Below are 20,965 nucleotides of genomic sequence, written 5' to 3'. Positions count from 1 at the left end.
GTTTTCGGAAAACAACTAATAACAAGGGTTATTGTCTGGACAAAGCCCCCTTGCAAATCAGCAGGCGCGATGCCACATTGGCGCTGTGCCGTCGGGTTGCCCCGGCGCCTCCCATAGATCTGATGACAGGAGTCACGATGAACAACAAGCTGAATACTTACGGATTCGGCAATAGTGCTGCGGGCGTCACCGACGTTGCCACCCGCAACCGGGTCCTACGCAATACCTACTGGCTGCTGGCCATTTCGATGATCCCGACCGTGCTGGGCGCATGGATCGGTGTGGCAGCCGGATTCGCCGGCCTGGTCGCCGGCAGCCCTGGCATGTCGGCCCTGCTGTTCCTGGCCGTCGCCTTCGGCTTCATGTTCGCGATCGAGAAGACCAAGAACAGCAGCATGGGCGTGGTACTGCTGCTGGCCTTCACGTTCTTCATGGGCCTGATGCTGGCGCGCATCCTGAGCCTGACGCTGTCGTATTCGAACGGTCCGGCGCTGATCATGTACGCGTTCGGCGGCACCGCGGCGGTATTTGGCGTCATGGCCACGATCGCCACGGTCAGCAAGCGCGATTTTTCGGGCCTGGCCAAGTTCCTGTTCGTCGGCGTCGTCCTGCTGATCCTGGCCGGCATTGCCAACATCTGGCTGCAGATGCCGGCCCTGATGATCACGCTGTCGGTCATCGCCATCGCGATCTTCTCGATCTTCATCCTGATCGACGTGCAGCGCGTGGTGAACGGCGGCGAGACCAACTACATCACCGCCACGCTGGCCATCTATCTGGACGTGTACAACGTCTTCGTGAACCTGCTGGCACTGCTGGGCATCTTCGGCGGCAATCGCGACTAAGTCGCCCCGTCGCCATGAAAATAGCCGCCCTCGGGCGGCTATTTTTTTGCTCGCGGCCAGGGTCGGCCGCGCCCTTCTCACACGAGGTCAGTCGCGCTCGAATACGGCAATCGATTCCACATGCGACGTATGCGGGAACATGTTCACCACGCCAGCGCCAGCCAGGCGATAACCCGCCTCGTGCACCAGCAGGCCGGCATCGCGCGCCAGCGTGGCCGGACTGCACGACACGTAGACGATGCGCTTCGGCAGCACGTCGCTGCCGGCCTGATGCAGTTCGCCCAGCGCCTTGCAGACGGCCAGCGCACCTTCGCGCGGCGGATCCACCAGCCAGCGGTCGAAACGGCCCAGCGCGGCGATATCCTCGGCGGTTACCTCGAACAGGTTGCGGCAGGCAAACGATGTCTTGTCCGCCAGTCCGTTGTACCCGGCATTGGCCAGCGCCCGCGTGGTCAGGGCTTCGCTGCCCTCGATACCCATCACCGATGCGCCCTGCGTGGCCAGCGGCAGCGTGAAGTTGCCAATGCCGCAGAACAGGTCGAGCAGGCGGTCGGTGGGCCGCGCGTCCAGCAGGCGCAGCGCGCGGCCGATCAGCACGCGGTTGATCTGGTGATTCACCTGGGTGAAATCGGTGGGCTTGAACGGCATGCGGATGCCGAATTCGGGCAGCGTGTACGCCAGCTCCTGCTCGGCCGGATAGAACGCATAGACCGTATCCGGGCCCTTGGGCTGGAGCCAGAACTGCACCTGGTGCTTGTCGGCAAAGGCGCGCAGCAGATCCTTGTCGGCATCGGTCAGCGGCTCCAGGATGCGCAGCACCAGCGCCGTCACTTCCGCGCCAACGGCCAGTTCGATCTGCGGCATGCGATCCCGGATCGACAACCCCGTCACCAGTTCGCGCAGCGGCACCAGCATCGCGGAAACATTCGGCGGCAGGATCTCGCAACGCGTCATGTCCGCCACATAGCTGCTCTTGCGCTCGTGGAATCCCACCAGCACGCCGCCCTTCTTGGCCACGTAGCGCACGGTCAGTCGCGCCCGGTAGCGGTAGCCCCAGTCCGGCCCGGCGATCGGGCGAAACACCACATCGGGCTTCACTTTCGACAGGTGCCAGAGGTTGTCTTCCAGCACGCGCTGCTTGATGGCCAGCTGCGCCCGCGCGTCCAGATGCTGCATCGAGCAGCCGCCGCACACGCCAAAGTGCTGGCAACCCGGCTCCACGCGCATGACGGACGGCTTTTTGATCTCCACCAGATGTGCCTGCTCATAGCTCGGCTTGCGCCGGAAGCTCTTGTAGGCGACGGTTTCGCCGGGCAGCGCGCCCTCGACGAAGATGACCTTGCCCGGCGTGCCGTCCTCGTTGTCCAGGCGGCCGACGCCACGCGCCTCCATGTCGAGGCTGTGAATAGTGACCACGGGATCGCTGGGGGTGGCGGATGCGGCGGGCGCGGCACCCGGCTTGCCCGCCATTTCGGGCTTGGAAGATTCGACGGCTTGAGACACCGGAGGGACCTGACGTATTGTTTTGCGAAAGCGCGATTGTAGTCCAGTCATCGCGCCGTCATGAAAGTCCAAACGACGAAAGAGGAAACGATGGAACTGATTTCGTGGAATATCCAGTGGGGACGTGGTGCCGACGGCAAGGTCGACCTTGCCCGCATCGTCGCCACGATCCGCGACATGACCGATCCCGACGTCATCTGCCTGCAGGAGGTCACCCGGGGCTTTTCAGACATGGCGGGACAGCCGCAGCGCGACCAGGTTGCCGAACTGACTTCGCTACTGCCCGGGTATCGCGTCATCTTCGCACCGGGCGTGGACCGCACCCATGGCGACGGCTCGCCGCGGCAGTTCGGCAATGTCATTGCCACGCGACTGCCGGTGCGTGAGATCTTTCGCCATGCCCTGCCCTGGCCGGCCGATCCCGACGTGGCATCGATGCCGCGCGTCGCGCTGGAAGTTACCGTGGAAGCTGGCGGCAGACCGCTGCGGGTCATTTCCACCCACCTGGAGTTCTACTCGAAGCTGCAGCGCGCCGCGCAGGCTGACGCCCTGCGCCAGTGGCATGCCGAGGCCTGCGAGCACGCGCGTCGCCCTGGCAAGTCGGAAAAGAAACCCGGCCCGTTCACGCCCGAGCCGCGCCCGACCGAGGCCATCCTCTGCGGCGACTTCAACAGCAAGCCCGATGACGTGGCCTACAAGCGCGTGATCGAGCCCTACGTCGACGCCACCGTGAACTGGAAAGACGCCTGGTGCCACATGCATCCTGGCCAGGCCCATGCGCCGACTTGCGCGCTGTACGACAAGGAACAGTGGCCGGAGCCACCGTTCGCGTGCGATTTCGTGTTTGTGACGGAAGACCTGCTGGGCAACGTGACGCGTTGCGAGGTCAATGGCAAGACCGACGCCTCGGACCACCAGCCGATCCACCTGAGCCTGAGCCGCTAGCGATCAAGGTCCGTGGGTAGGCGTCGGTAGCCGTCGATGGCCGACAGAAGCCGACCGGGGCCGTCACTCGTCGTCTTCGGCCTCGGGCGCCATCGGCTGCAGCTTGAATGCGCGCAGATACTCCATCCACTGCGCGCCCGGCAGCTCGGCCAGCGATTCCTGTATCAGCGATACTTCCATGTCGAACTCGCGTGGCGTCAGGCCGCCGCGCATCAACTGGAACCGGCAATACATCAGATACGTGTTGACGACGTCCGTCTCGCAATAGTCGCGGATCTCGTCCAGCTTGCCTTCCTGGAACGCCTGCCAGACCTTGCTGCCGTCCATGCCCATCTTCCCCGGAAAGCCGCACAGCTTGGCCAGGTCATCGAGCGGCGCGCTGGCCCGCGGCTGATACATCGCCAGCAGGTCCATCAGGTCCAGGTGCCGCATGTGATAGCGGCTGATGTAGTTGTTCCACTTGAAGTCGCGGCTATCGTCGTCGCGGCCCTCGCCCATCTCCCAGTAACGTGGCGCCGCCACGCCGTGGATCAGGCCGCGATAATGGAGCACCGGCAAGTCGAAACCACCACCGTTCCAGGACACCAGCTGCGGGCTGTAGCGCGCAATCAGTTCGTAGAACTTCTGGATCAGCGTGGCTTCCCCATCCTCGAGCGTGCCCAGCGATCCGACATGGAATACCGCCGAACCATCGCGCTGGGTACGACGCAGCACGCACGAAATGGCGGCCACGCGCTGCAGATAGTGCGGCAGGAAGTCGGAGCCGGTTTTCTCCCGGCGGGCGGCAAACGCATGCTCGGCGACTTCGGCGTCGCTCATCGATGCGGGATGGTCATGCAAACGGCGCAGGCCGTCGACATCGGGAATCGTCTCGATGTCGAATACCAGCACAGGGGTCATAAAACGGCGTCCTTGCGTACACCTTGCGAAGCGAAATGCCGTTTGAGCTTGACCAGCGCTTCCTGCTGGATCTGGCGCACGCGTTCGCGTGTCAGACCCATTTCCTCGGCCAGCTCCTCGAGCGTGGCCGGCTCGATGTGGTTGAGCCCGAAACGGCGCTCCACCACATAGCGATGCTTCTCCGACAGGCGTGCCAGCCAGAGCTTCATCAGGGTTTCCAGCTCGCGGTGGGCCACTTCCTGATCAGGCGCGGCGTTATGTTCGTCCGACAGGAAATCGAGCAGGCTCGAACCCGGGTCAAGATCGAACGGCGTATCCAGCGAGGTGGTATGTTCATTGAGTGCCAGCACGTCCTGCACCTCGTCCGGCGTCTTGCCGAGCAGGTGGGCGATGTCCTCGAGGCTGGCGTCGCGGCCATCGGTGCCACCTTTTTCAAGATGACGCTTGGCGCGCAGGACCTGGTTGAGCTCGCGAATCACATGCACCGGCAACCGCACGGTGCGGGCCTGGTTCATGATCGCGCGCTCGATGCTCTGGCGGATCCACCAGGTGGCATAAGTCGAAAAGCGGAAACCGCGTGTAGGATCGAATTTCTCGATCGCGTGCATCAGGCCGAGATTGCCTTCCTCGATCAGATCGAGCAGCGGCACGCCGCGATTCAGGTAGCCCTTGGCAATGCTCACCACGAGGCGCAGGTTGCGCTCGATCATGACCTGCCGGGCCGAAAAATCACCGCCCTTGGCCAGCGTGGAGAAATGCAGTTCCTCCGGGGCCGAAAGCAGTGGCTTGATACTGATGCGATTGAGATAGTGCTGGACCGTGTCGGCAGCCAGTTCCGTATGCAGGACGGTGCGGAAGTCGTCGGGCTCGGGCGCGGCTTCGGCGGCGCCCTCTTCCTCGTCGTCTTCGGACTCCTCGTCCTCGTCATCGGAGTCGTCGGCGCTCACATCGGTGGCGCGCTCGGTATTTCGATCGCCATTGCGCAGGCTGCCGCGCGACACGGGCGCGATGGGCTCTTCGGCCACCGGCACCATGTCGGCCGCAGGTTCGAGTTCGACGCCGAATGCTCCGTCGTCGCCCCCGTCAGCGGCTCGGGTTGCCACACCAGCCTTTCCTTCCGGCTGCTTGGGACGACGGGTCCTGCTGACAACTCCGGATGAAACAGTTTTCTGGCGTGGCATGAAACCTCACTGTGGCGGTAGATACCGCATCGGATCGACCGGTTTTCCGTTCTTGCGAACCTCGAAGTGCAGCTTGACCCTGTCAGTATCACTGTTACCCATTTCGGCAATCTTCTGGCCCTTGCGGACCGTTGACTGCTCTGCCACCAGCACCTTGTCGTTATGACCGTAGGCGGTGAGATACGTGTCGTTGTGTTTGATGATGACAAGATTCCCGTAGCCGCGCAAGGGGCCTACGTGAATCACCCTACCCTCGTCGGCAGCCAGCACCGGATCGCCTTTCTTGCCAGCAATATCGATGCCCTTGTTACCTTTGTCGTCAAATTTACCGATCAATTGTCCACTCGCCGGCCAAGCCAGGCGAACGTCGCCTGCCGGGGCCGACGCGCCACCTGCTGCGCTGGTGGCTGCGGCCGGCGCTGCCGCTGCAGGCGCCGCCGTGGGGGCGGAAGATGCGCTCATCGGCGTACCCACCGGGCGCGCGGCGTCGATCGGTTGCGATTGCACGGTGCCCGGCGCCACCGGCACGGTGGCCACGCCCGGCGCGGCGTTCGCGTCGGCGCTTGGCGGCAGCACGCGCAGCAACTGGCCCACCTCGATCTGGTTCGCGTTGGCCATGTTGTTCCAGGCCGCCACGTCGCGATACGACTGGCCATTTTCCAGTGCGATACGGTAAAGGGTATCGCCGCGCTTGACCCGATAGTATCCGGGAGGTGCCGGCTCCAGCGGCGCGGCTGCCTGGGTGGTGCCGCCAGACGTACGGTCCACCACGGGGGCCGGCATCGGGGAACTGGCGCAGGCGGCCAGAACCGCCGCGCAGGCCAGGATGCTCAGGTGTTGTCCGACTCGTGTGAAATTCTTCTGATTCACGATGTTGTGCATAGTTCGACTCAGATGGTGCCCGATTTTAAGGGCACAAAGAAAACGGCTTCAAGCGCGGTTCTGTGAAACCGATGCCGATTGAGGCGCTCGATCAGCAGCAGCTGCTGCGTCACCGTCTGACCCGGCGCGCCGTTGCCAGGTGTCACCACCGGCGCAATCAGACGTCCACCAATGGCCAGTTGTTCCAGCAGGGCCTGCGGCACCTCCATCCCGGCCGCGGCAAGGATGATCGACGAGAACGGCGCGGCCTGCGGCAGGCCAAGCATGCCGTCGCCGTAATGCAGGCGGATATTCGGCACGCGCAGTGGCCGCAGGTTGGCCTTGGCTTGTTCGTGTAGCGGACGAATCCGCTCGATGGAGAACACTTCCTGCGCGCACAGGCTCAGCACGGCAGCCTGGTAGCCGCAGCCCGTGCCGATTTCCAGCACGCGCGCCAGCGGCTGGTCGGGCGTCAGGCCCTCGCGCAGCAGCTCGATCATGCGGGACACGACCGAAGGCTTGGAAATGGTCTGCTGATGCCCGATCGGCAACGCAGCGTCCTCATAGGCCTGCGACGCCAGCCCCGGCTCCATGAACAGGTGCCGCGGCACCGTGGAGATGGCGCCCAGCACGCGCTCGTCGCGAATGCCGCCGGCGCGCAGGCGCGCCGCCAGCGCGGAGCGGGCGCGATCCGACGCCATGCCGCCGCCACCGGCCGTGGCCGCCGACGCGCGCGCCTCCACGGCACTGCCCGGCGGGGGCGGTGGGGCGGGCGGCGCGGCGGGCTTGCGCGGCTTGACGGTGGCAGGCGCCGGCGCGGCCACGCGCTTGCCCACTGCCGGCATGCCGGCAGTGCGCGCGGGCGCGGGCTTGCGTTCGACTACCGCATCCAGCGGCAGCGGAAAGCGGGGGCGGCGCGGCGTGGAACTCATTTCGGATACGGCGCTGGAACGAAAGGAAGGACAAATACGATGCCGCCACGCAGGGCACCCGCGCGGCGACCGCAAAGAAACGCCTGAGGGGCGCGCAGCGATGACACGCTCACCCCAGCCACTGTTCGATCTGTTCGAGCTGGCCGCGATGCGTCAGGTCGAGCTGCAGCGGCGTGAGCGAGACGTAACCATTTGCCGTGGCGTGGAAATCGGTGCCTTCGCTCGCATCGCGGGCGTCGCCGGCAGGTCCGATCCAGTAAATGGGGTCGCCGCGCGGGTTCACCTGCTGGATCACGGGCTGCGACGGATGGCGCTTGCCCAGGCGCGTGGCGCGGTGCCCGCGGATATGCTCGAACGGCAGGTTCGGAATATTGACGTTCAGCAGGAACGGCTCGCGCGGCGGACGCGCAATCACGTTCTCGACGATCTCGCGCGCCACGCGCGCGGCTGCGTCAAGATGTTCCCAGCCATGATTTACCTGCGAGAACGCGATCGACGGGATGCCGAACAGGTAGCCCTCGATGGCGGCGGCGACGGTGCCCGAATACAGCACGTCCTCGCCCATGTTCTGGCCCTGGTTGATGCCGGACACCACCAGGTCTGGCCGATCCTCCAGCAGGCCGGTCAGCGCCACGTGCACGCAGTCCGTCGGCGTACCATTGATATAGCGGAATCCCTTCTGCACCCCTTCCCGCGCTTCGTAGACCGAAAGCGGGCGTTGCAGCGTCAGCGAATTCGAGGCTCCGCTGTGATTCTGTTCCGGGGCGATCACGGTCACGCGCGCCAGGGGCGCGAGCGCTGCGTGCAGGACGGCGAGCCCCGGCGCAAGGTAACCGTCATCGTTGGCGAGAAGGATATGCATGGCCGCGATTGTACCTGAGCGAAAGGCCGCTGGCGGCACCGCGGATGCACCGGAAACGGGACAGATGCGGCGCCAACGCGCCAGCCGGGCGCCCGCCATGCGGCGGCCGAATGGGCGTCATGCAGCGATTTTTTCCCGCAGAACGATCGTGCTTTTCTTGCGCTACACTTGCCCGACGTCGTGCCCGGCCGCCCTGGCGTTCCTGCCGCGCACGACCCCGGCAAGACCACATCACACATGGGAGACACAATGAAAGCCGTACTGTGCAAAGCCTGGGGCCCGCCCGATTCGCTGGCGCTGGAAACCCTGCCCGACCTGGTGCCCGGCGACGGCGAAGTCGTCATCGACGTCAAGGCCGCCGGCGTGAACTTTCCGGACGTGCTCATCATCCAGAACAAATACCAGGCCAAGCCCGAACTGCCGTTTTCGCCCGGCTCGGAGCTGGCCGGCGTGGTCAATGCCGTCGGCGCCGGTGTCACGCATGTGAAACCGGGTGACAAGGTGATTGCCTATCTGGGCAACGGCGCGTTTGCCACCCAGGCCAAGGCGCCGGCCAAGGCCGTGGTGCCGATGCCGCCCGGCATCGACTTCGACGTGGCCGCCGCGTTCACGCTGACCTATGGCACGTCGCACCACGCCGTGGTGGACCGTGGCGAACTCAAGGCCGGCGAAACCATGCTGGTGCTGGGCGCGGCCGGTGGCGTGGGCCTGGCGGCTATCGAAATCGGCAAGGCGATTGGCGCCCGCGTGATCGCCGCGGCGTCCACCGACGAGAAACTGGCGGTCTGCAAGGAGCACGGCGCCGACGCCGTGATCAACTACACCACCGAAGACCTGCGCGAGCGCATCAAGGCGCTGACCGACGGCAAGGGTCCGGACGTCATTTACGACCCGGTAGGCGGCGTCTACGCCGAACCGGCCTTCCGTTCGATCGGCTGGCGTGGTCGCTATCTGGTGGTGGGCTTCGCCAATGGCGAAATTCCGAAGATCCCGCTGAACCTGGCGCTGCTCAAGGGCGCGTCGCTGGTGGGCGTGTTCTGGGGTGATTTCGCACGACGCGAGCCGAAGGCCAACCAGGCCAACATGGCCCAGATGCTCGGCTGGATGAAGGAAGGCAAGATCCGCCCGCATATTTCGGCGCGGTATCCGCTGGAACAGGCTCCGCAGGCGCTCAAGGACATGGAAGCGCGCAAGGTGACGGGGAAGATCGTCATCACGCCATAGGGCTGCAATCCCCGGCCGGTTTTACGCCCCTCTCCCGCCTGCGGGAGAGGGGTTGGGGGAGAGGGCAAGGCGGTTCAACTTGCCGCCCATCGCAGGAGCCGCCCTCGCTCCCCCGCCCGCTCCCACCAGTGGGAGCGGGGTGCCCGCCTCGGTAAAGGGTCAGAGCTTCTCCGTCTCTCCGCTCTGCGGCTGCCACTTCATCAGCCGCTTCTCGCCCGCCGTGACCATCCAGTCCAGTACCAGCGCAAAGGCCGTCAGCACGACGATGCCGGCGAACACCGTATTGATGTCGAACGTCCCCTCGGCCTGCAGGATCAGGTAGCCGACGCCGCGTGCCGAGCCCAGGTATTCGCCCACCACCGCACCCACGAACGCCAGGCCCACCGACGTATGCAGCGACGAGAACACCCAGCTCGTGGCGCTGGGCAGGTACACATGGCGCAGCAGCTGCTGCTTGTTGGCGCCCAGCATGCGCGCGTTGGCCAGCACCACCGGGCTCACTTCCTTCACGCCCTGGTAGACGTTGAAGAACACGATGAAGAACACCAGCGTGACGGCCAGCGCCACCTTCGACCAGATGCCCAGGCCAAACCAGACCGCGAAGATCGGCGCCAGGATCACGCGCGGCATCGAGTTGGCGGCCTTCACATAGGGATCGAGCACGGCCGATGTGAACGGGCTCAGCGCCAGCCACAGGCCCACGCCCAGCCCGGCCACGGTGCCGATGCCGAAGGCCAGCACGGTTTCCAGCAGGGTCACGCCCAGATGGATGTAGATGTCGCGCTCGACGACGAACCAGCTCCAGACCCGCTGCGCCACCATCAACGGTTCGCCGAAGAAGAACGCCACTTCCTGCGAACGCGTGGCCAGGTGCCACACGACCAGGATCACTACCAGGAGCAGCAGCTGCCAGACGCGCAGCATGCCTTTGGAATCAGCACGAAAAGCCATGATCTTGTTATTGTCCGGTCCAGGAAATCAGGCCGCCTTGCGCTGCTGCGCGTAGCCCTTGAGCACTTCCTCGCGCAACACGTCCCAGATGGCGGCGTGCAGCTCCACGAAGCGCGGATGGTTGCGGATTTCTGCCACATCGCGCGGACGCGGCAGGTCGATCGTAAATTCGCCAATTGGATGGGTGCCCGGACCGGCCGACAGCACCACCACGCGGTCGCTCATCGCAATCGCTTCGTCCAGGTCGTGGGTGATGAACAGCACGGCCTTGCGCTTGGCGGCCCACAGGTCCAGCACCTCGTTTTCCATCAGCTGGCGCGTCTGGATGTCCAGCGCCGAGAACGGCTCGTCCATCAGGATGATGTCCGGGTCCATCACCAGCGTCTGGGCCAGGCTCACGCGCTTGCGCATGCCGCCCGACAACTGGTGCGGATAGCGGTCGCCAAACCCGCCCAGGCCCACGCGGCGCAGCCATTCCTCGCCCTGCGCCACGGCATCGGCGCGCGGCACGCCACGGAACTCCAGGCCGGCGATCACATTGTCCAGCGCGCTGCGCCACGGCATCAGCGCCTCGGCCTGGAACATGTAGCCGGCGCGGGTGTTGATGCCCTTGAGCGGCTCGCCGAAGACGCGCACGGTGCCGGTGGACGGCTCCAGCAGGCCGGCCGATACATTCAGCAGCGTGGACTTGCCACAGCCGGTAGGACCGACCACGGACAGGAATTCGCCGGGCTGGATGGACATCGTGACATCGCGCACGGCGGTATAGCGCTGCGAGCGGTCTTCGCGCGAGACGAAGGTGCAGGTCACGTTTTCAAGGGAAAGTGCAGGCGTGCTCATGACGGCATGACTCTGAGAAACGTTGCGCCCGCCGGGCGGCCATGCAGGCCGGGCGCGGCGGGCGCGATGGACAGCTGGAACGCCCCCGACAGGGGCGCAATGCTTACTTGTACTTGGCGTTGGCCTTCTGCACGAACGTGTTCGTGAACGTGCCTTCCAGCTTGATCGGCTTGCCCTTGAGGTCCGGGTCGAACTGCTGCAGCGTGTTCAGCGCCGTCTTCGGGCCGTCGGCCGGCATCGTGCCGTCCGGCGAGATCGCTTCCTTCACCTTGTCCCACGCCGCCAGGTACAGCGCGCGGTCGCCCAGCAGGTAGCTTTCGGGCACGGTCTTGACGATGTCCGACGGGCCGGCCGCCTGCAGCCACTTCAGCGCGCGCACCATGGCATTGGTCAGCGCCTGGGTGGTGTTGGGGTTCTGCTCGATGAACTTGGTCGACGCGTACAGGCAGCCCGACGGCATGTTGCCGCCGAACACCGACTGCGTTTCCTTGAGCGTGCGCGTGTCCGAGGCAATCTTGACCTCGTTCTTCTGCGTCAGCATCGAGATCACCGGGTCCAGGTTGGCCATGGCGTCGATCTGGCCCGAGCGCATCGCGGCCACCGCGCCGGCGCTGGCGCCCACGCCGATGAACGACACGTCCGACGGCTTCAGGCCGGCCTTGGCCAGCACGAAGTTGGCCATCATGTTGGTCGACGACCCTGGCGCGGTCACGCCGATCTTCTTGCCCTTCAGGTCGGCAATCGACTTGAAGTTGGGCATGGTCTTGTTCGACGTCACCAGCACGATCTGCGGGGCGCGGCCCTGCAGCACGAATTCCTGGTAATGCTGGCCCTTGGCCTGCAGGTTGATGGTGTGCTCGTAGGCGCCCGACACCACGTCGGCGCTGCCGCCCACCACGGCCTGCAGCGCCTTGGCGCCACCGGCGAAGTCGACGATTTCCACGTCGAGCCCTTCTTCCTTGAAGTAGCCCAGGCGCTCGGCAATCGTCAGCGGCAGGTAGTAGAACAGGTTCTTGCCACCCACGGCGATGGTCACCTTCTGCTTCTCGGGCTTGCCTTGCGCGAAGGCGCCGCCGATCGTGAACCAGCCGGCCAGGAACAGCGCCAGCGCAATCAGCAGCTGCTTCCAGAAAGGTTTGTTGTACATAGGGCTCTCCTGCCTTTTCTGCTTCTTGCTTCTGTTTGAATGAGGGCGCGCCACGTGCCAACGCACAAAAGGCGGGACGCCGCCCATGCGGCTCCCGGCGATGCTACCGGACATGACCCATGTCCGCATCGGGATCAACACCTAATGTCAGCACAATGAGAGCAGCCGCGACAGCATGCCACCGCCGCGCGCTTTCAAACAGCTTGCCTGCCCTGCCCGGCGGCTTATTCCGCGTGGATGTTGGCGGACTTGATCACCTTGGCCCAGCGCTGCAGTTCGGCCTTCTGGTACTGATCCAGTTGCTGCGGGTTCATGTACTTCGCTTCGGCGCCAAGCTCCTCGGCCTTCTTGCGGAAGGCCTCGGTCTTCATGATCTTCTCGATCTCGGTGGTCAGCTTGTCCACCACGGCCTTGGGCGTGCCGGCCGGTGCGTACATGGCGAACCACGACGAGACGTCCAGGTCGGGGTAGCCGGCTTCCGGGGCCGACGGCACGTCCTTGAGGCTTTCCAGGCGCGACTTGCTGGTCACCACCAGCGGGCGCAGCTTGCCGGCGGCGATATGGCCCATCAGCGGGGGCGGCGTGGTGATCGTCATGTCGACGTTGCCGCCCAGCAGGTCGGTCATGGCCGGGCCGGTACCCTTGTACGGCACGTGCGTGATCTGGATGCCGGCCATCTGGTTCAGCAGTTCGGTGGACACGTGCTGCAGCGACCCGTTGCCCGACGACGCGTAGTTGAGCTTGTTCGGATTGGCCTTGGCGTAGGCCACCAGTTCCTTGAGCGACTTCACCGGCAGGCTGGGGCGCACCACCAGCACCTGCGGGGCCGACAGCAGGTTGGCCACGGGCTGGAAGTCCTTGACCGGGTCCCACGACGTCTTGGTCAGCAGCGGCGTGATCACGTGGTAGCCCGAGTACTGCACCAGCAGCGTGTAGCCATCCGCCTTGGCGCGTTGCACGGCCTGCGCGGCGATGGTGCCGTTGCCGCCCGGCTTGTTGTCGACCACCACCGACTGGCCCAGCGCCTTCGACAGCGGCTCGGAGATCAGGCGCGCAGCCAGGTCGGTGGTGCCGCCGGCAGCCGCCGAGACCACCAGCATGACCGGCCGATTGGGATAGGAGCCGTCTTGAGCCTGGACGGCGGTGCCAAATGTCAGGCCGGCAGCGGCCAGTGCGGCGCAAGCGCCGATGAGGTTGCGTTTCATGCTTTGTCTCCGTATGTCTTATGGGGGACCCGAAAATCCTGTTGGTGCGCGCCCCTCTCCCACCAGGGAGAGGGTTGGGGGAGAGGGCAAGCGGTCTGCTTGCCGACTTGCCGCGACTTGACCCGCTGCACCCTCTCCCCGCCTCTCTCCCGCGCACGGGAGAGAGGCAAAAAACCGTGCTGATCCGTTACGCGTTGGCGAAGAACTCGGCCATCCACGCGGGCGGCTGGTGCGTGCGCAGGCGCGGGCCGGCGCGCAGCAGCTGGCTGGGCACGTCGCGCTGCACCAGCTCGGCCACCCCGCCCACCACGTTCAGCAGCGCATCGAGGTCGACGCCGGAATCGACGCCCATCGCGGCGAACATATGCACCAGTTCCTCGGTGCTGACGTTGCCGCTGGCGCCCGGCGCGTAAGGGCAGCCACCCAGGCCGCCGGCCGCCGCGTCGAAGCGCGTCACGCCGGTCTGCCAGGCCGCGATGGCATTGGCCAGGCCCATGCCGCGCGTGTTGTGCAGGTGGATCGTCAGGCCGGTCTGCGGCAGCGCCCGCTGGAAGGTCTCGCACAGCGCGGCCACCTGGTTCGGATAGGCCATGCCCGTGGTGTCGCACAGCGTGATGCCGGCCGCGCCGGCGTCGGAGAACGTGCGCGCCAGCGCCATCACGTCGGCCTCGCTGACATCGCCCTCGAACGGGCAGCCAAACACCGTGGACAGCGAGATATTGACCGGCACACCAGCCTTGCCAGCCTCGCCGATCATCGCCAGCAGCTGGGCCTTGGACTGTTCGCGCGTCATGCGCAGGTTGGCGCGGTTATGCGTCTCGCTGGACGACATCACCAGGTTCACTTCGTCCGGATGGCACGACAGTGCGCGCTCCAGGCCGCGCAGGTTCGGCACCAGCACCGTGTAGCGCACGCCCGGCACGCGCTCGATCTGGTGCATCACGGCCTCGGCATCGGCCAGCGCGGGGATGGCCCGGGCCGATGTGAACGAGGTGGCCTCGATGCGCGCAAACCCGCAGTGGGCCAGCGCGTTGACAAAGGCGACCTTGCCCTCGGTGGGCACCACGAACGGTTCGATCTGCAGCCCGTCGCGCGGCGCCACTTCGTTGATCTCGATCCGCGCCGGCCCTGCCAGCGAATAGGTCTGGGCGACTTGGGTACTCATGCGATCACTCCACGGGCGCGCAGGTCGGCAACGGCCGCTGCGTCGAAGCCGGCTTCCGCCAGCACGTTATCGGTATGCTCGCCCAGCGTGGGCGCGCGGTCATGGATGGCACCGGGATTGCTCGACAGCTTCGGGATGATGCCCGGCACTTCCACGCTCAGGCCCTTGGCCGACGTCACCGTCTCGATGACTTCGCGGGCGCGGTAGTGCGGGTCTTCGGCAATGTCCTTGACCGTATAGATGCGGCCGGACGGCACATCGGCGCCGCGGAGCACTTCCAGCGCCGACGCCACGGTCTGCGTGCGGGTCCAGGCGGCAATCGCCGCGTCGATCTCGTCCACGCGCTTCACCCGGCCGTCGTTGCGCGCCAGGTCCGGGTCTTCGCCCAGGTCTTCGCGGCCCATCGCGGCCATCAGCCGCTTGAAGATGGCGTCGCCGTTGGCGGCAATCAGCACGTATTCGCCGCAGCCGCACGGATAGGCGTTGGACGGCGCGATGCCGGGCAGCGCCCCGCCCGCCGGCTGGCGCACCGCGCCGAACGCCGAATACTCGGGCAGCAGGCTCTCGCTGAGGTTGAACAGCGATTCATACAGCGCCACGTCGATGACCTGGCCCTTGCCGCCGCGCGCATCGCGCTCGTACAGCGCCAGCAGCACGCCCAGCGCGCCATGCAGGCCGGCGATGGTGTCGCCCAGAGACAGGCCCGCGCGCACCGGCGGCCGGCCCGGTTCGCCGGTCAGGTAACGCAGCCCGCTCATGGCCTCGGCCACGGCGGCAAAGCCCGGTTCATCGCGCTTCGGCCCGGTCTGCCCGTAGCCCGACACACGCAGCATGATCAGCTTCGGGTTGGCCGCGTGCAGCACATCCCAGCCCATGCCCCACTTTTCCATGGTGCCGGGACGGAAGTTTTCGATCAGCACGTCGGCTTCGGCAGCCAGCCTGCGTACCAGGTCCTGCCCTTCGCGCTGGCGCAGGTCGATCGCAATCGACTGCTTGTTGCGCGACTGGGCTTCCCACCAGACCGACGTATCGTCGTGCAGCATGCGCCACTTGCGCAGCGGGTCGCCCTGGCCGGGCGGTTCCACCTTGACCACGTGCGCGCCAAAGTCGGCAAGGGTCTTGGCGGCAAAGGGGCCGGCGATCAGTTGGCCCAGTTCCAGGACCTTGATGCCATTGAGAATCTGTTGCGCCATGTTGGGGAATGCCTCCGTGAAACTGACCCGTACTGGGGATTTGGCTTTGTTTCGACGGAGTGTGCCGCAGCCATGGGGTGACGCGGAATCGGCATTCCGGAAAGCGGGCTATCTCGGAATGCGAAAGATTGGGGCTAACCCTGATGAGGGGATGGGTCAACTTCCGGTCCAGGGTTGCCGTTATCCGGGTCACGTCCGGACACAGTTCCGGCTTGATCCCGGCACGATTCGCGCCAGCCACCCACCCTCCGCGGCTTCGTCACCATGCGATTTTCCCGCTTCTGCCGGATCCTCTGCGCCGCCTGCGCCGGCTGGATGGCCACGTCCGCGCTGGCGCAGACGCCCGCGACGACCACCATCGTGCTGTATTCCGAGGCTGCCCAGCGCCCCCTGTCCTACGAGGAAAACGGCACGCCCCGGGGGGCCTACATCGACAGCGTGCAGCGCGTACTGAAGCGGCTGCCGCCGGAATACCGGGTCGAGATCCGCTTTGCCTCATGGGCGCGCGTGGTCGAGGAGGCCAGGTCCGGCAACAGCGCCGGTATCCTGGGCGTGTACTACCGCCCCAAGGAACGGCCGTACCTGAACCACTCGAAGGCGTTCTACGCCGAAGACGTGGCCGTTCACTGCAACCGCGATTCCGTGGAAGGCCGCACCTTCCACACCTATCCCGACGATTTCGCCGGCCTGAAGTTCGGCAACCAGCGCGGCTACCTGGCCCCGGGGCCCCGCTTCTTCCAGTTCGCCCGGGAAGGCCGGATCCAGGTCGTCGAGGGTCATGAGTTCCAGGATCTGGTCAAGAAGATGCTGGTGGGCGAGATCGACTGTGTGGTCAATCCCAGCGTGGTCCTGAACGAGGCACTGGTCACGCTGGAGGCCCGCGGCCTGCCCGAACGCATGCGCTACAAGTCCAAACGCGTGCTGAACGTCAAGACGGAGACCGTGCATATCGGCTTCAGCAAGAAGTACGAGGAGACCCATCCGGAGCTGGCCCGCTTCCGCCTGCTGTTCAACAAGGCGGTGGATGAATAGAATCCCTCCCTGAATCCTCCAGGATCGAGCCCTTCATGCCACTGCCGCCCCCGGTTCAGTCGATCCGGAACAGGATGATCGTGCTGTTCATCGTTGTCACCACGACGACGCTGGGGGCCTTTGCCGTGCATCGTCAGTGGCAATTGCAGCAGGAGCTTGCACAGCGGTTCGAGCGGACCCGTGCGGAAATCATGATTGGCCTGGGCCAGAGCCTGGCCGAACCGGCCTGGGCGCTCAATGTCGGCATCCTGCGCACCCGCCTGGAAGCCACGCTGGTTCACCCGGAAGTCTCCGAAGCCTGCGTGTTCTCGCCCGATGGCAAGGAGGCCTATGCCACGGCGGGCCGCCCCGCCGCGCCGGGCAGTGCCTCGTGCACCGCCGCCGGCCCGCACGACGTGCTGAGCGAGGTGCAGATCTACCCGCCGGCCAATATCGATGCCGCGCGCCGCGAGCAATCCATTGGCACCGCCGTGATCCGGTTCTCGCACGAGCCCATGCACAAGGTCCTGCGCGCGGCGATGATCCAGGGCATTACCGAAGTAGCCGCCATCGACGTGGTGCTGGTGCTGCTGCTGACTTTTGGCCTGCGCATGGTGTTTCGCCCGCTGGAACACCTGCAACGCGCGCTGTTCCAGCTGGCATCGAGCCATGGCGACGAACTGGACGAACTGGCGCGACTGGGCCGCACCGAGTTCGACAGCGTTATCGACGGCTTCAACCAGGTGCTGCGCAAGCTCAAGCTGATCATCGCCGAGCGGACCGAGGCCGAACTGACGGTGCGGGCGGCCATCCAGCGCAGCCACGAGGCCTTTGCGCAGATCCAGGCCACCCAGGCCGAGCTGGTCGAGAAAAATCTGCAGCTCGAAGCGCTGTCCAAGACCGACCAGCTGACCGGCGTGTTCAACCGGCGCCATCTGGACGCGGTGCTGATCAGCGAGCTGGAACGCCACCGCCGCGACGGCAGCCTGTTTTCGATCATCCTGATCGACGTGGACCGCTTCAAGGCCATCAACGACAACCACGGCCACCAGATCGGCGACCGGGTGCTGGTGGAATTGGCCGAGCGCATCCTGGAAATCACGCGTGACGCCGACACCGTGGGCCGCTGGGGCGGCGAGGAATTCCTGATTATCTGCCCCGATACCATGCCGCATGCCGCCGTGCAGTTTGCCGAACGGCTGCGCCGCACCGTGTCGGATCGGGCGTTTTCGGTGACGGGAGAGATGACGGCCAGCCTGGGCGTGGCCAGCGTGCAGCCGGGCGACACCATCCACGGCATGATCTCGCGTGCGGACCAGGCGCTCTATCGCGGCAAGAACAACGGACGGGACCGCGTGGAGTACGCCGACGAGGGACTCACCACGCCGTAGCCCGGCGCGGCGCCGCTCAGAACGGCGCCCGGTCCCCGCACAGATGGGTGATCAGCAGCCTGGCCGACGCGGTCAGCCCGGCCGGGTCGCGCATGCCGATCAGCAGCGACCGGCGCGCCCAGGCATCGCGCAGCCCTACCAGCGACAGGCCCATCGACTTCACATGCGGCTCGGCGGCGATGCGCGGCAGCACACCCACCCCCAGGCCCGCCATCACCATGCGACACATCGCGTCGAAGCTGCGCACCTGGATGCGTAGCCGGAACTGGCGCTCCAGCCGGCTGCTTTCCTCCAGCAGCCGCGCGGCCAGCGACGTCACCTGCGGCAGGCTGACGAAGTCGTATTCCAGCGCATCGGCGTAATGCACGGGCCCGTCCTGGGCCAGCGGATGGCCCGGCGGCGTGATGATGACCAGTTCGTCCTGCCGGTATTCGACCGTCACCAGCCCGGTGCAAGGCGTACGGTCGGCAAAGATGCCGACGTCTGCCCTGTTTTCCATCAGCGCGGCCACGATGTCGCTGCTGTTGTGTTCTTCCAGCTCGATGCGGATGGTGGGATGCTGGCGCATGAACTGCGCCAGGTCGTCGGGCAGAAACTGGGTAATGGCCGAGGTATTCGCGCAGACGCGCACCTGGCCGCGCACGCCCGACGCGTAGTCGGACATCACGCCAGCCATGCGCTCCACGTCCTGCAGGATGGTCAGCGCGTGGTGAAAGCACGCTTGCCCGGCCTCGGTCAGCTGCACGCCCGCCGCGTGGCGGAAGAACAGCGGCGCGCCGACGGCGGTTTCCAGGTCGGAAATCCGCTTGCTGGCGGCCGCCACGGCCAGGTGCGACTGGCGCGCGCCGGCCGAGATACTGCCCTGCCGGGCCACGGCCACGAACAGGCCGAGCGTTACGAGATCGAAGCGCGCCAGGTTCATGGTCAGAGCGTGCGCCTGTCCATCACGGCGCGGGCAATGGTGCCCGCATCCACGTATTCGAGTTCGCCACCCACCGGCACGCCCCGCGCCAGGCGCGACACCTTGAGCCCGCGCGCCTTCAGCATTTCGCCGATGTAGTGCGCGGTGGCCTCGCCTTCGCTGGTGAAATTGGTGGCGACGATCACCTCGGTGGCCGGCCCGCCGTACTCGGGGTCGGTGGCACGCGCCAGCAGGCGATCGAGATGAATTTCCTTCGGGCCGATGCCGTCGAGCGGCGACAGCCGCCCCATCAGCACGAAGTACTGGCCGCGATAGGTCAGGGTCTGCTCGATCATGACCTGGTCGGCCGGGGTCTCCACCACGCAGAGCAGCGAGCCATCGCGCGCGGGGTCGCGGCACGTCTCGCAGATTTCCTGCTCGGTGAACGTATTGCAGCGCTCGCAATGGCGGATGCCATCGGCGGCGCCTCGCAGCGCGTCGCCCAGTTTGCGCGCGCCGTCACGGTCATGCTGCAACAGGTGATATGCCATGCGCTGGGCCGATTTCGGCCCCACGCCGGGCAGCACCTTGAGCGCCTCGATCAGCGCCTGCAGCGAGGTGGGCGGTGCCGCTCTCATGGCACCACCTGGAACAATGCGCGCATGGGAACGGTGATCAGAACGGCAGCTTGAAGCCCGGGGGCAGCGGCAGGCCCGACGTCATCGAGCCCATCTTTTCCTGCGTGGTGGCCTCGGCCTTGCGCACGGCGTCGTTGAACGCGGCGGCAACCAGGTCTTCGAGCAGGTCCTTGTCGTCGGCCAGCAGGCTCGGATCGATCGTCACGCGCTTCACGTCGTTCTTGCAGGTCATGAGCACCTTCACGAGACCGGCGCCGGACTGGCCCTCGACCTCGATCTGGGCCAGCTGCTCCTGCATCTTCTTCATGTTGTCCTGCATCTGCTGGGCTTGCTTCATCAGCCCGGCCAGTTGACCTTTCATCATGGAATCACTCCTTCGATATGTGTGTGTTGGGTCGGGTGGCGCCGCAGGGTGTCGATCCAGACGGGCCACCTCTCGAAATCAGGCAGCGCGAGGCTGCACGGAACCGGGCACGATCTGCCCGCCGAATTCACGCAGCAGGCCCTGCACGAACGGGTCGCGGTCGATCTCGGCCTCGGCCTCGCGCTGGCGCTCGGCACGTGCCGCGGCATCGACGGCCGCTGCAGTATGGGTCACGGCGCCGATCTCGCAATGCACGCGGACCTCGACGCCGAAGTGTTCATTGAGCGCCGCCTGCAGGCGCTCGGCCACATTGGCTTCGCCAATCGCCGCCACCGGCACACGCAGGTGCAACGCGCGGCCTACCACGCGGTGCAGTTCGCTCTGGTGGGCCAGTTGCTGCGCCAAGCCCTTCAGCGGCAGGCTGGCGGCCAGCGCCGGCCAGTCGCCGGTGAAGACCGGCGGCGTGCCGTCGTCGGACGCACTCGGCGCCACCGGCGGCACGGCCGGGGCCAGCGCTACGGCCGGCTCGGGCTCGGGTGCCGGCTTGCGGGCCTGGGCGGGCGGCTGGGCGGGCGGGTTCGACGCCGCACGCCCGGCGCCACGCGGCGCGCGATCGAAACTTTCCGATTCAAAGCCGTTGTCGTATCCGCCAAAGTTGGGATCGAAACCGGGGTCGCTATCGTAGGGCCCAATCACCGGCATGTCGGCCGGCATGGCCTCCCACGGCGGGACTTCGCTGCCACCGGCCGCTTCCCACGGCGCGACATCGGCGGCAGGCCGGGCCGCCTGGGCGGGCTTGGCGGCGACCGGCGCCGCGCGCTCGCGCACGGGTTCCGGCGCAGCCGCTGCCTGCTGGACGCCTGCCGCCGGGGCGGCGGGCTTCGGCGACGCCGGGGCCGCTTGCAC

21 protein-coding genes are annotated in these 20,965 nt (G+C 66.1%); 5 read left to right on the top strand and 16 right to left on the bottom strand.

The window, feature by feature from the left end; translation table 11 throughout:
• The first annotated feature begins 137 nt into the window (after positions 1-137).
• Positions 138-845 carry a Bax inhibitor-1/YccA family protein gene (locus CYJ10_RS33445; RefSeq protein WP_101685729.1) on the top strand — a complete coding sequence of 236 codons (708 nt, stop codon included), beginning with the start codon at positions 138-140 and terminating at the stop codon, positions 843-845.
• Between the two features lie 87 nt (positions 846-932).
• On the opposite strand, the gene rlmD is transcribed toward CYJ10_RS33445, so the two are convergent.
• On the bottom strand, positions 933-2,315 hold the full coding sequence (gene rlmD, locus CYJ10_RS33440; protein WP_101685728.1) for a 23S rRNA (uracil(1939)-C(5))-methyltransferase RlmD: 1,383 nt from the start codon (positions 2,313-2,315) through the stop codon (positions 933-935).
• 123 nt (positions 2,316-2,438) lie between these two features.
• Here rlmD and CYJ10_RS33435 point away from each other — a divergent pair, with 123 nt between their 5' ends.
• Positions 2,439-3,293: an endonuclease/exonuclease/phosphatase family protein gene (locus tag CYJ10_RS33435; RefSeq protein WP_101685727.1), complete on the top strand. Its 855-nt coding sequence runs from the start codon at positions 2,439-2,441 to the stop codon at positions 3,291-3,293.
• A gap of 63 nt (positions 3,294-3,356) precedes the next feature.
• On the opposite strand, the gene CYJ10_RS33430 is transcribed toward CYJ10_RS33435, so the two are convergent.
• From CYJ10_RS33430 to surE, 5 genes are all read right to left on the bottom strand, one after another.
• A complete protein-coding gene (locus CYJ10_RS33430) occupies positions 3,357-4,193 on the bottom strand; it encodes a 3'-5' exonuclease (RefSeq protein WP_101685726.1) in 837 nt (278 codons plus the stop codon).
• The gene (rpoS, locus tag CYJ10_RS33425) at positions 4,190-5,374 is read right to left on the bottom strand and encodes an RNA polymerase sigma factor RpoS (protein WP_101685725.1); all 1,185 of its coding nucleotides are present in this window, start codon (positions 5,372-5,374) and stop codon (positions 4,190-4,192) included. Before rpoS ends, CYJ10_RS33430 begins: the two co-directional genes overlap by 4 nt.
• Before the next feature lie 6 nt (positions 5,375-5,380).
• The gene (locus CYJ10_RS33420; RefSeq protein ID WP_101685724.1) at positions 5,381-6,256 is read right to left on the bottom strand and encodes a peptidoglycan DD-metalloendopeptidase family protein; all 876 of its coding nucleotides are present in this window, start codon (positions 6,254-6,256) and stop codon (positions 5,381-5,383) included.
• An 8-nt stretch (positions 6,257-6,264) separates the two neighbouring features.
• Positions 6,265-7,167, bottom strand: coding sequence for a protein-L-isoaspartate(D-aspartate) O-methyltransferase (locus CYJ10_RS33415; RefSeq protein ID WP_101685723.1), 903 nt, complete (start codon positions 7,165-7,167; stop codon positions 6,265-6,267).
• Positions 7,168-7,276: 109 nt separating this feature from the next.
• The gene (gene surE, locus CYJ10_RS33410; protein ID WP_101685722.1) at positions 7,277-8,029 is read right to left on the bottom strand and encodes a 5'/3'-nucleotidase SurE; all 753 of its coding nucleotides are present in this window, start codon (positions 8,027-8,029) and stop codon (positions 7,277-7,279) included.
• A gap of 249 nt (positions 8,030-8,278) precedes the next feature.
• Between surE and CYJ10_RS33405 the strand changes: the two genes are divergently transcribed.
• Entirely contained in the window at positions 8,279-9,253 is a 975-nt protein-coding gene (locus CYJ10_RS33405; RefSeq protein WP_101685721.1) for an NADPH:quinone oxidoreductase family protein, read from the top strand.
• 159 nt (positions 9,254-9,412) lie between these two features.
• Here the strand turns inward: CYJ10_RS33405 and CYJ10_RS33400 are convergent, their stop codons facing one another.
• From CYJ10_RS33400 to CYJ10_RS33375, 6 genes are all read right to left on the bottom strand, one after another.
• On the bottom strand, positions 9,413-10,204 hold the full coding sequence (locus CYJ10_RS33400; protein WP_101685720.1) for an ABC transporter permease: 792 nt from the start codon (positions 10,202-10,204) through the stop codon (positions 9,413-9,415).
• A gap of 27 nt (positions 10,205-10,231) precedes the next feature.
• On the bottom strand, positions 10,232-11,044 hold the full coding sequence (locus CYJ10_RS33395; RefSeq protein ID WP_101685719.1) for an ABC transporter ATP-binding protein: 813 nt from the start codon (positions 11,042-11,044) through the stop codon (positions 10,232-10,234).
• A 103-nt stretch (positions 11,045-11,147) separates the two neighbouring features.
• On the bottom strand, positions 11,148-12,191 hold the full coding sequence (locus CYJ10_RS33390; protein WP_101685718.1) for an ABC transporter substrate-binding protein: 1,044 nt from the start codon (positions 12,189-12,191) through the stop codon (positions 11,148-11,150).
• A 224-nt stretch (positions 12,192-12,415) separates the two neighbouring features.
• Positions 12,416-13,396, bottom strand: a complete 981-nt coding sequence (locus CYJ10_RS33385) for a Bug family tripartite tricarboxylate transporter substrate binding protein (RefSeq protein WP_101685717.1) — start codon at positions 13,394-13,396, stop codon at positions 12,416-12,418.
• Between the two features lie 187 nt (positions 13,397-13,583).
• Positions 13,584-14,561: a hydroxymethylglutaryl-CoA lyase gene (locus CYJ10_RS33380; protein ID WP_101685716.1), complete on the bottom strand. Its 978-nt coding sequence runs from the start codon at positions 14,559-14,561 to the stop codon at positions 13,584-13,586.
• Positions 14,558-15,754 carry a CaiB/BaiF CoA transferase family protein gene (locus CYJ10_RS33375; RefSeq protein WP_101685715.1) on the bottom strand — a complete coding sequence of 399 codons (1,197 nt, stop codon included), beginning with the start codon at positions 15,752-15,754 and terminating at the stop codon, positions 14,558-14,560. Before CYJ10_RS33375 ends, CYJ10_RS33380 begins: the two co-directional genes overlap by 4 nt.
• Before the next feature lie 264 nt (positions 15,755-16,018).
• Between CYJ10_RS33375 and CYJ10_RS33370 the strand changes: the two genes are divergently transcribed.
• Positions 16,019-16,786, top strand: coding sequence for a substrate-binding periplasmic protein (locus CYJ10_RS33370; protein ID WP_101685714.1), 768 nt, complete (start codon positions 16,019-16,021; stop codon positions 16,784-16,786).
• Positions 16,787-16,821: 35 nt separating this feature from the next.
• Entirely contained in the window at positions 16,822-18,156 is a 1,335-nt protein-coding gene (locus tag CYJ10_RS33365; protein ID WP_101685713.1) for a GGDEF domain-containing protein, read from the top strand.
• Between the two features lie 16 nt (positions 18,157-18,172).
• On the opposite strand, the gene CYJ10_RS33360 is transcribed toward CYJ10_RS33365, so the two are convergent.
• From CYJ10_RS33360 to CYJ10_RS33345, 4 genes are all read right to left on the bottom strand, one after another.
• Positions 18,173-19,078 carry a LysR family transcriptional regulator gene (locus CYJ10_RS33360; RefSeq protein WP_101685712.1) on the bottom strand — a complete coding sequence of 302 codons (906 nt, stop codon included), beginning with the start codon at positions 19,076-19,078 and terminating at the stop codon, positions 18,173-18,175.
• Positions 19,079-19,080: 2 nt separating this feature from the next.
• Positions 19,081-19,695 (bottom strand): recombination mediator RecR, encoded by a 615-nt coding sequence (recR, locus tag CYJ10_RS33355; RefSeq protein ID WP_101685711.1) that lies wholly within the window; start codon positions 19,693-19,695, stop codon positions 19,081-19,083.
• Between the two features lie 37 nt (positions 19,696-19,732).
• On the bottom strand, positions 19,733-20,059 hold the full coding sequence (locus tag CYJ10_RS33350) for a YbaB/EbfC family nucleoid-associated protein (protein WP_092594129.1): 327 nt from the start codon (positions 20,057-20,059) through the stop codon (positions 19,733-19,735).
• A 78-nt stretch (positions 20,060-20,137) separates the two neighbouring features.
• On the bottom strand, positions 20,138-20,965 hold an 828-nt coding region (locus CYJ10_RS33345; RefSeq protein WP_308303031.1), incomplete at its 5' end, for a DNA polymerase III subunit gamma/tau C-terminal domain-containing protein.

This window comes from Cupriavidus pauculus, from assembly GCF_002858765.1.
Taxonomy (GTDB): domain Bacteria; phylum Pseudomonadota; class Gammaproteobacteria; order Burkholderiales; family Burkholderiaceae; genus Cupriavidus; species Cupriavidus pauculus_B.
This window is presented reverse-complemented; position numbering and strand designations above follow the sequence as displayed.

What these genes read in the sequence shown, in the direction of transcription:
- CYJ10_RS33445 (WP_101685729.1), top strand. Translation starts at nt 138, where the DNA reads ATGAACAACAAGCTGAATACTTACGGATTCGGCAATAGTGCTGCGGGC.
- rlmD (WP_101685728.1), bottom strand. Translation starts at nt 2,315, where the DNA reads ATGGCGGGCAAGCCGGGTGCCGCGCCCGCCGCATCCGCCACCCCCAGC.
- CYJ10_RS33435 (WP_101685727.1), top strand. Translation starts at nt 2,439, where the DNA reads ATGGAACTGATTTCGTGGAATATCCAGTGGGGACGTGGTGCCGACGGC.
- CYJ10_RS33430 (WP_101685726.1), bottom strand. Translation starts at nt 4,193, where the DNA reads ATGACCCCTGTGCTGGTATTCGACATCGAGACGATTCCCGATGTCGAC.
- rpoS (WP_101685725.1), bottom strand. Translation starts at nt 5,374, where the DNA reads ATGCCACGCCAGAAAACTGTTTCATCCGGAGTTGTCAGCAGGACCCGT.
- CYJ10_RS33420 (WP_101685724.1), bottom strand. Translation starts at nt 6,256, where the DNA reads ATGCACAACATCGTGAATCAGAAGAATTTCACACGAGTCGGACAACAC.
- CYJ10_RS33415 (WP_101685723.1), bottom strand. Translation starts at nt 7,167, where the DNA reads ATGAGTTCCACGCCGCGCCGCCCCCGCTTTCCGCTGCCGCTGGATGCG.
- surE (WP_101685722.1), bottom strand. Translation starts at nt 8,029, where the DNA reads ATGCATATCCTTCTCGCCAACGATGACGGTTACCTTGCGCCGGGGCTC.
- CYJ10_RS33405 (WP_101685721.1), top strand. Translation starts at nt 8,279, where the DNA reads ATGAAAGCCGTACTGTGCAAAGCCTGGGGCCCGCCCGATTCGCTGGCG.
- CYJ10_RS33400 (WP_101685720.1), bottom strand. Translation starts at nt 10,204, where the DNA reads ATGGCTTTTCGTGCTGATTCCAAAGGCATGCTGCGCGTCTGGCAGCTG.
- CYJ10_RS33395 (WP_101685719.1), bottom strand. Translation starts at nt 11,044, where the DNA reads ATGAGCACGCCTGCACTTTCCCTTGAAAACGTGACCTGCACCTTCGTC.
- CYJ10_RS33390 (WP_101685718.1), bottom strand. Translation starts at nt 12,191, where the DNA reads ATGTACAACAAACCTTTCTGGAAGCAGCTGCTGATTGCGCTGGCGCTG.
- CYJ10_RS33385 (WP_101685717.1), bottom strand. Translation starts at nt 13,396, where the DNA reads ATGAAACGCAACCTCATCGGCGCTTGCGCCGCACTGGCCGCTGCCGGC.
- CYJ10_RS33380 (WP_101685716.1), bottom strand. Translation starts at nt 14,561, where the DNA reads ATGAGTACCCAAGTCGCCCAGACCTATTCGCTGGCAGGGCCGGCGCGG.
- CYJ10_RS33375 (WP_101685715.1), bottom strand. Translation starts at nt 15,754, where the DNA reads ATGGCGCAACAGATTCTCAATGGCATCAAGGTCCTGGAACTGGGCCAA.
- CYJ10_RS33370 (WP_101685714.1), top strand. Translation starts at nt 16,019, where the DNA reads ATGCGATTTTCCCGCTTCTGCCGGATCCTCTGCGCCGCCTGCGCCGGC.
- CYJ10_RS33365 (WP_101685713.1), top strand. Translation starts at nt 16,822, where the DNA reads ATGCCACTGCCGCCCCCGGTTCAGTCGATCCGGAACAGGATGATCGTG.
- CYJ10_RS33360 (WP_101685712.1), bottom strand. Translation starts at nt 19,078, where the DNA reads ATGAACCTGGCGCGCTTCGATCTCGTAACGCTCGGCCTGTTCGTGGCC.
- recR (WP_101685711.1), bottom strand. Translation starts at nt 19,695, where the DNA reads ATGAGAGCGGCACCGCCCACCTCGCTGCAGGCGCTGATCGAGGCGCTC.
- CYJ10_RS33350 (WP_092594129.1), bottom strand. Translation starts at nt 20,059, where the DNA reads ATGATGAAAGGTCAACTGGCCGGGCTGATGAAGCAAGCCCAGCAGATG.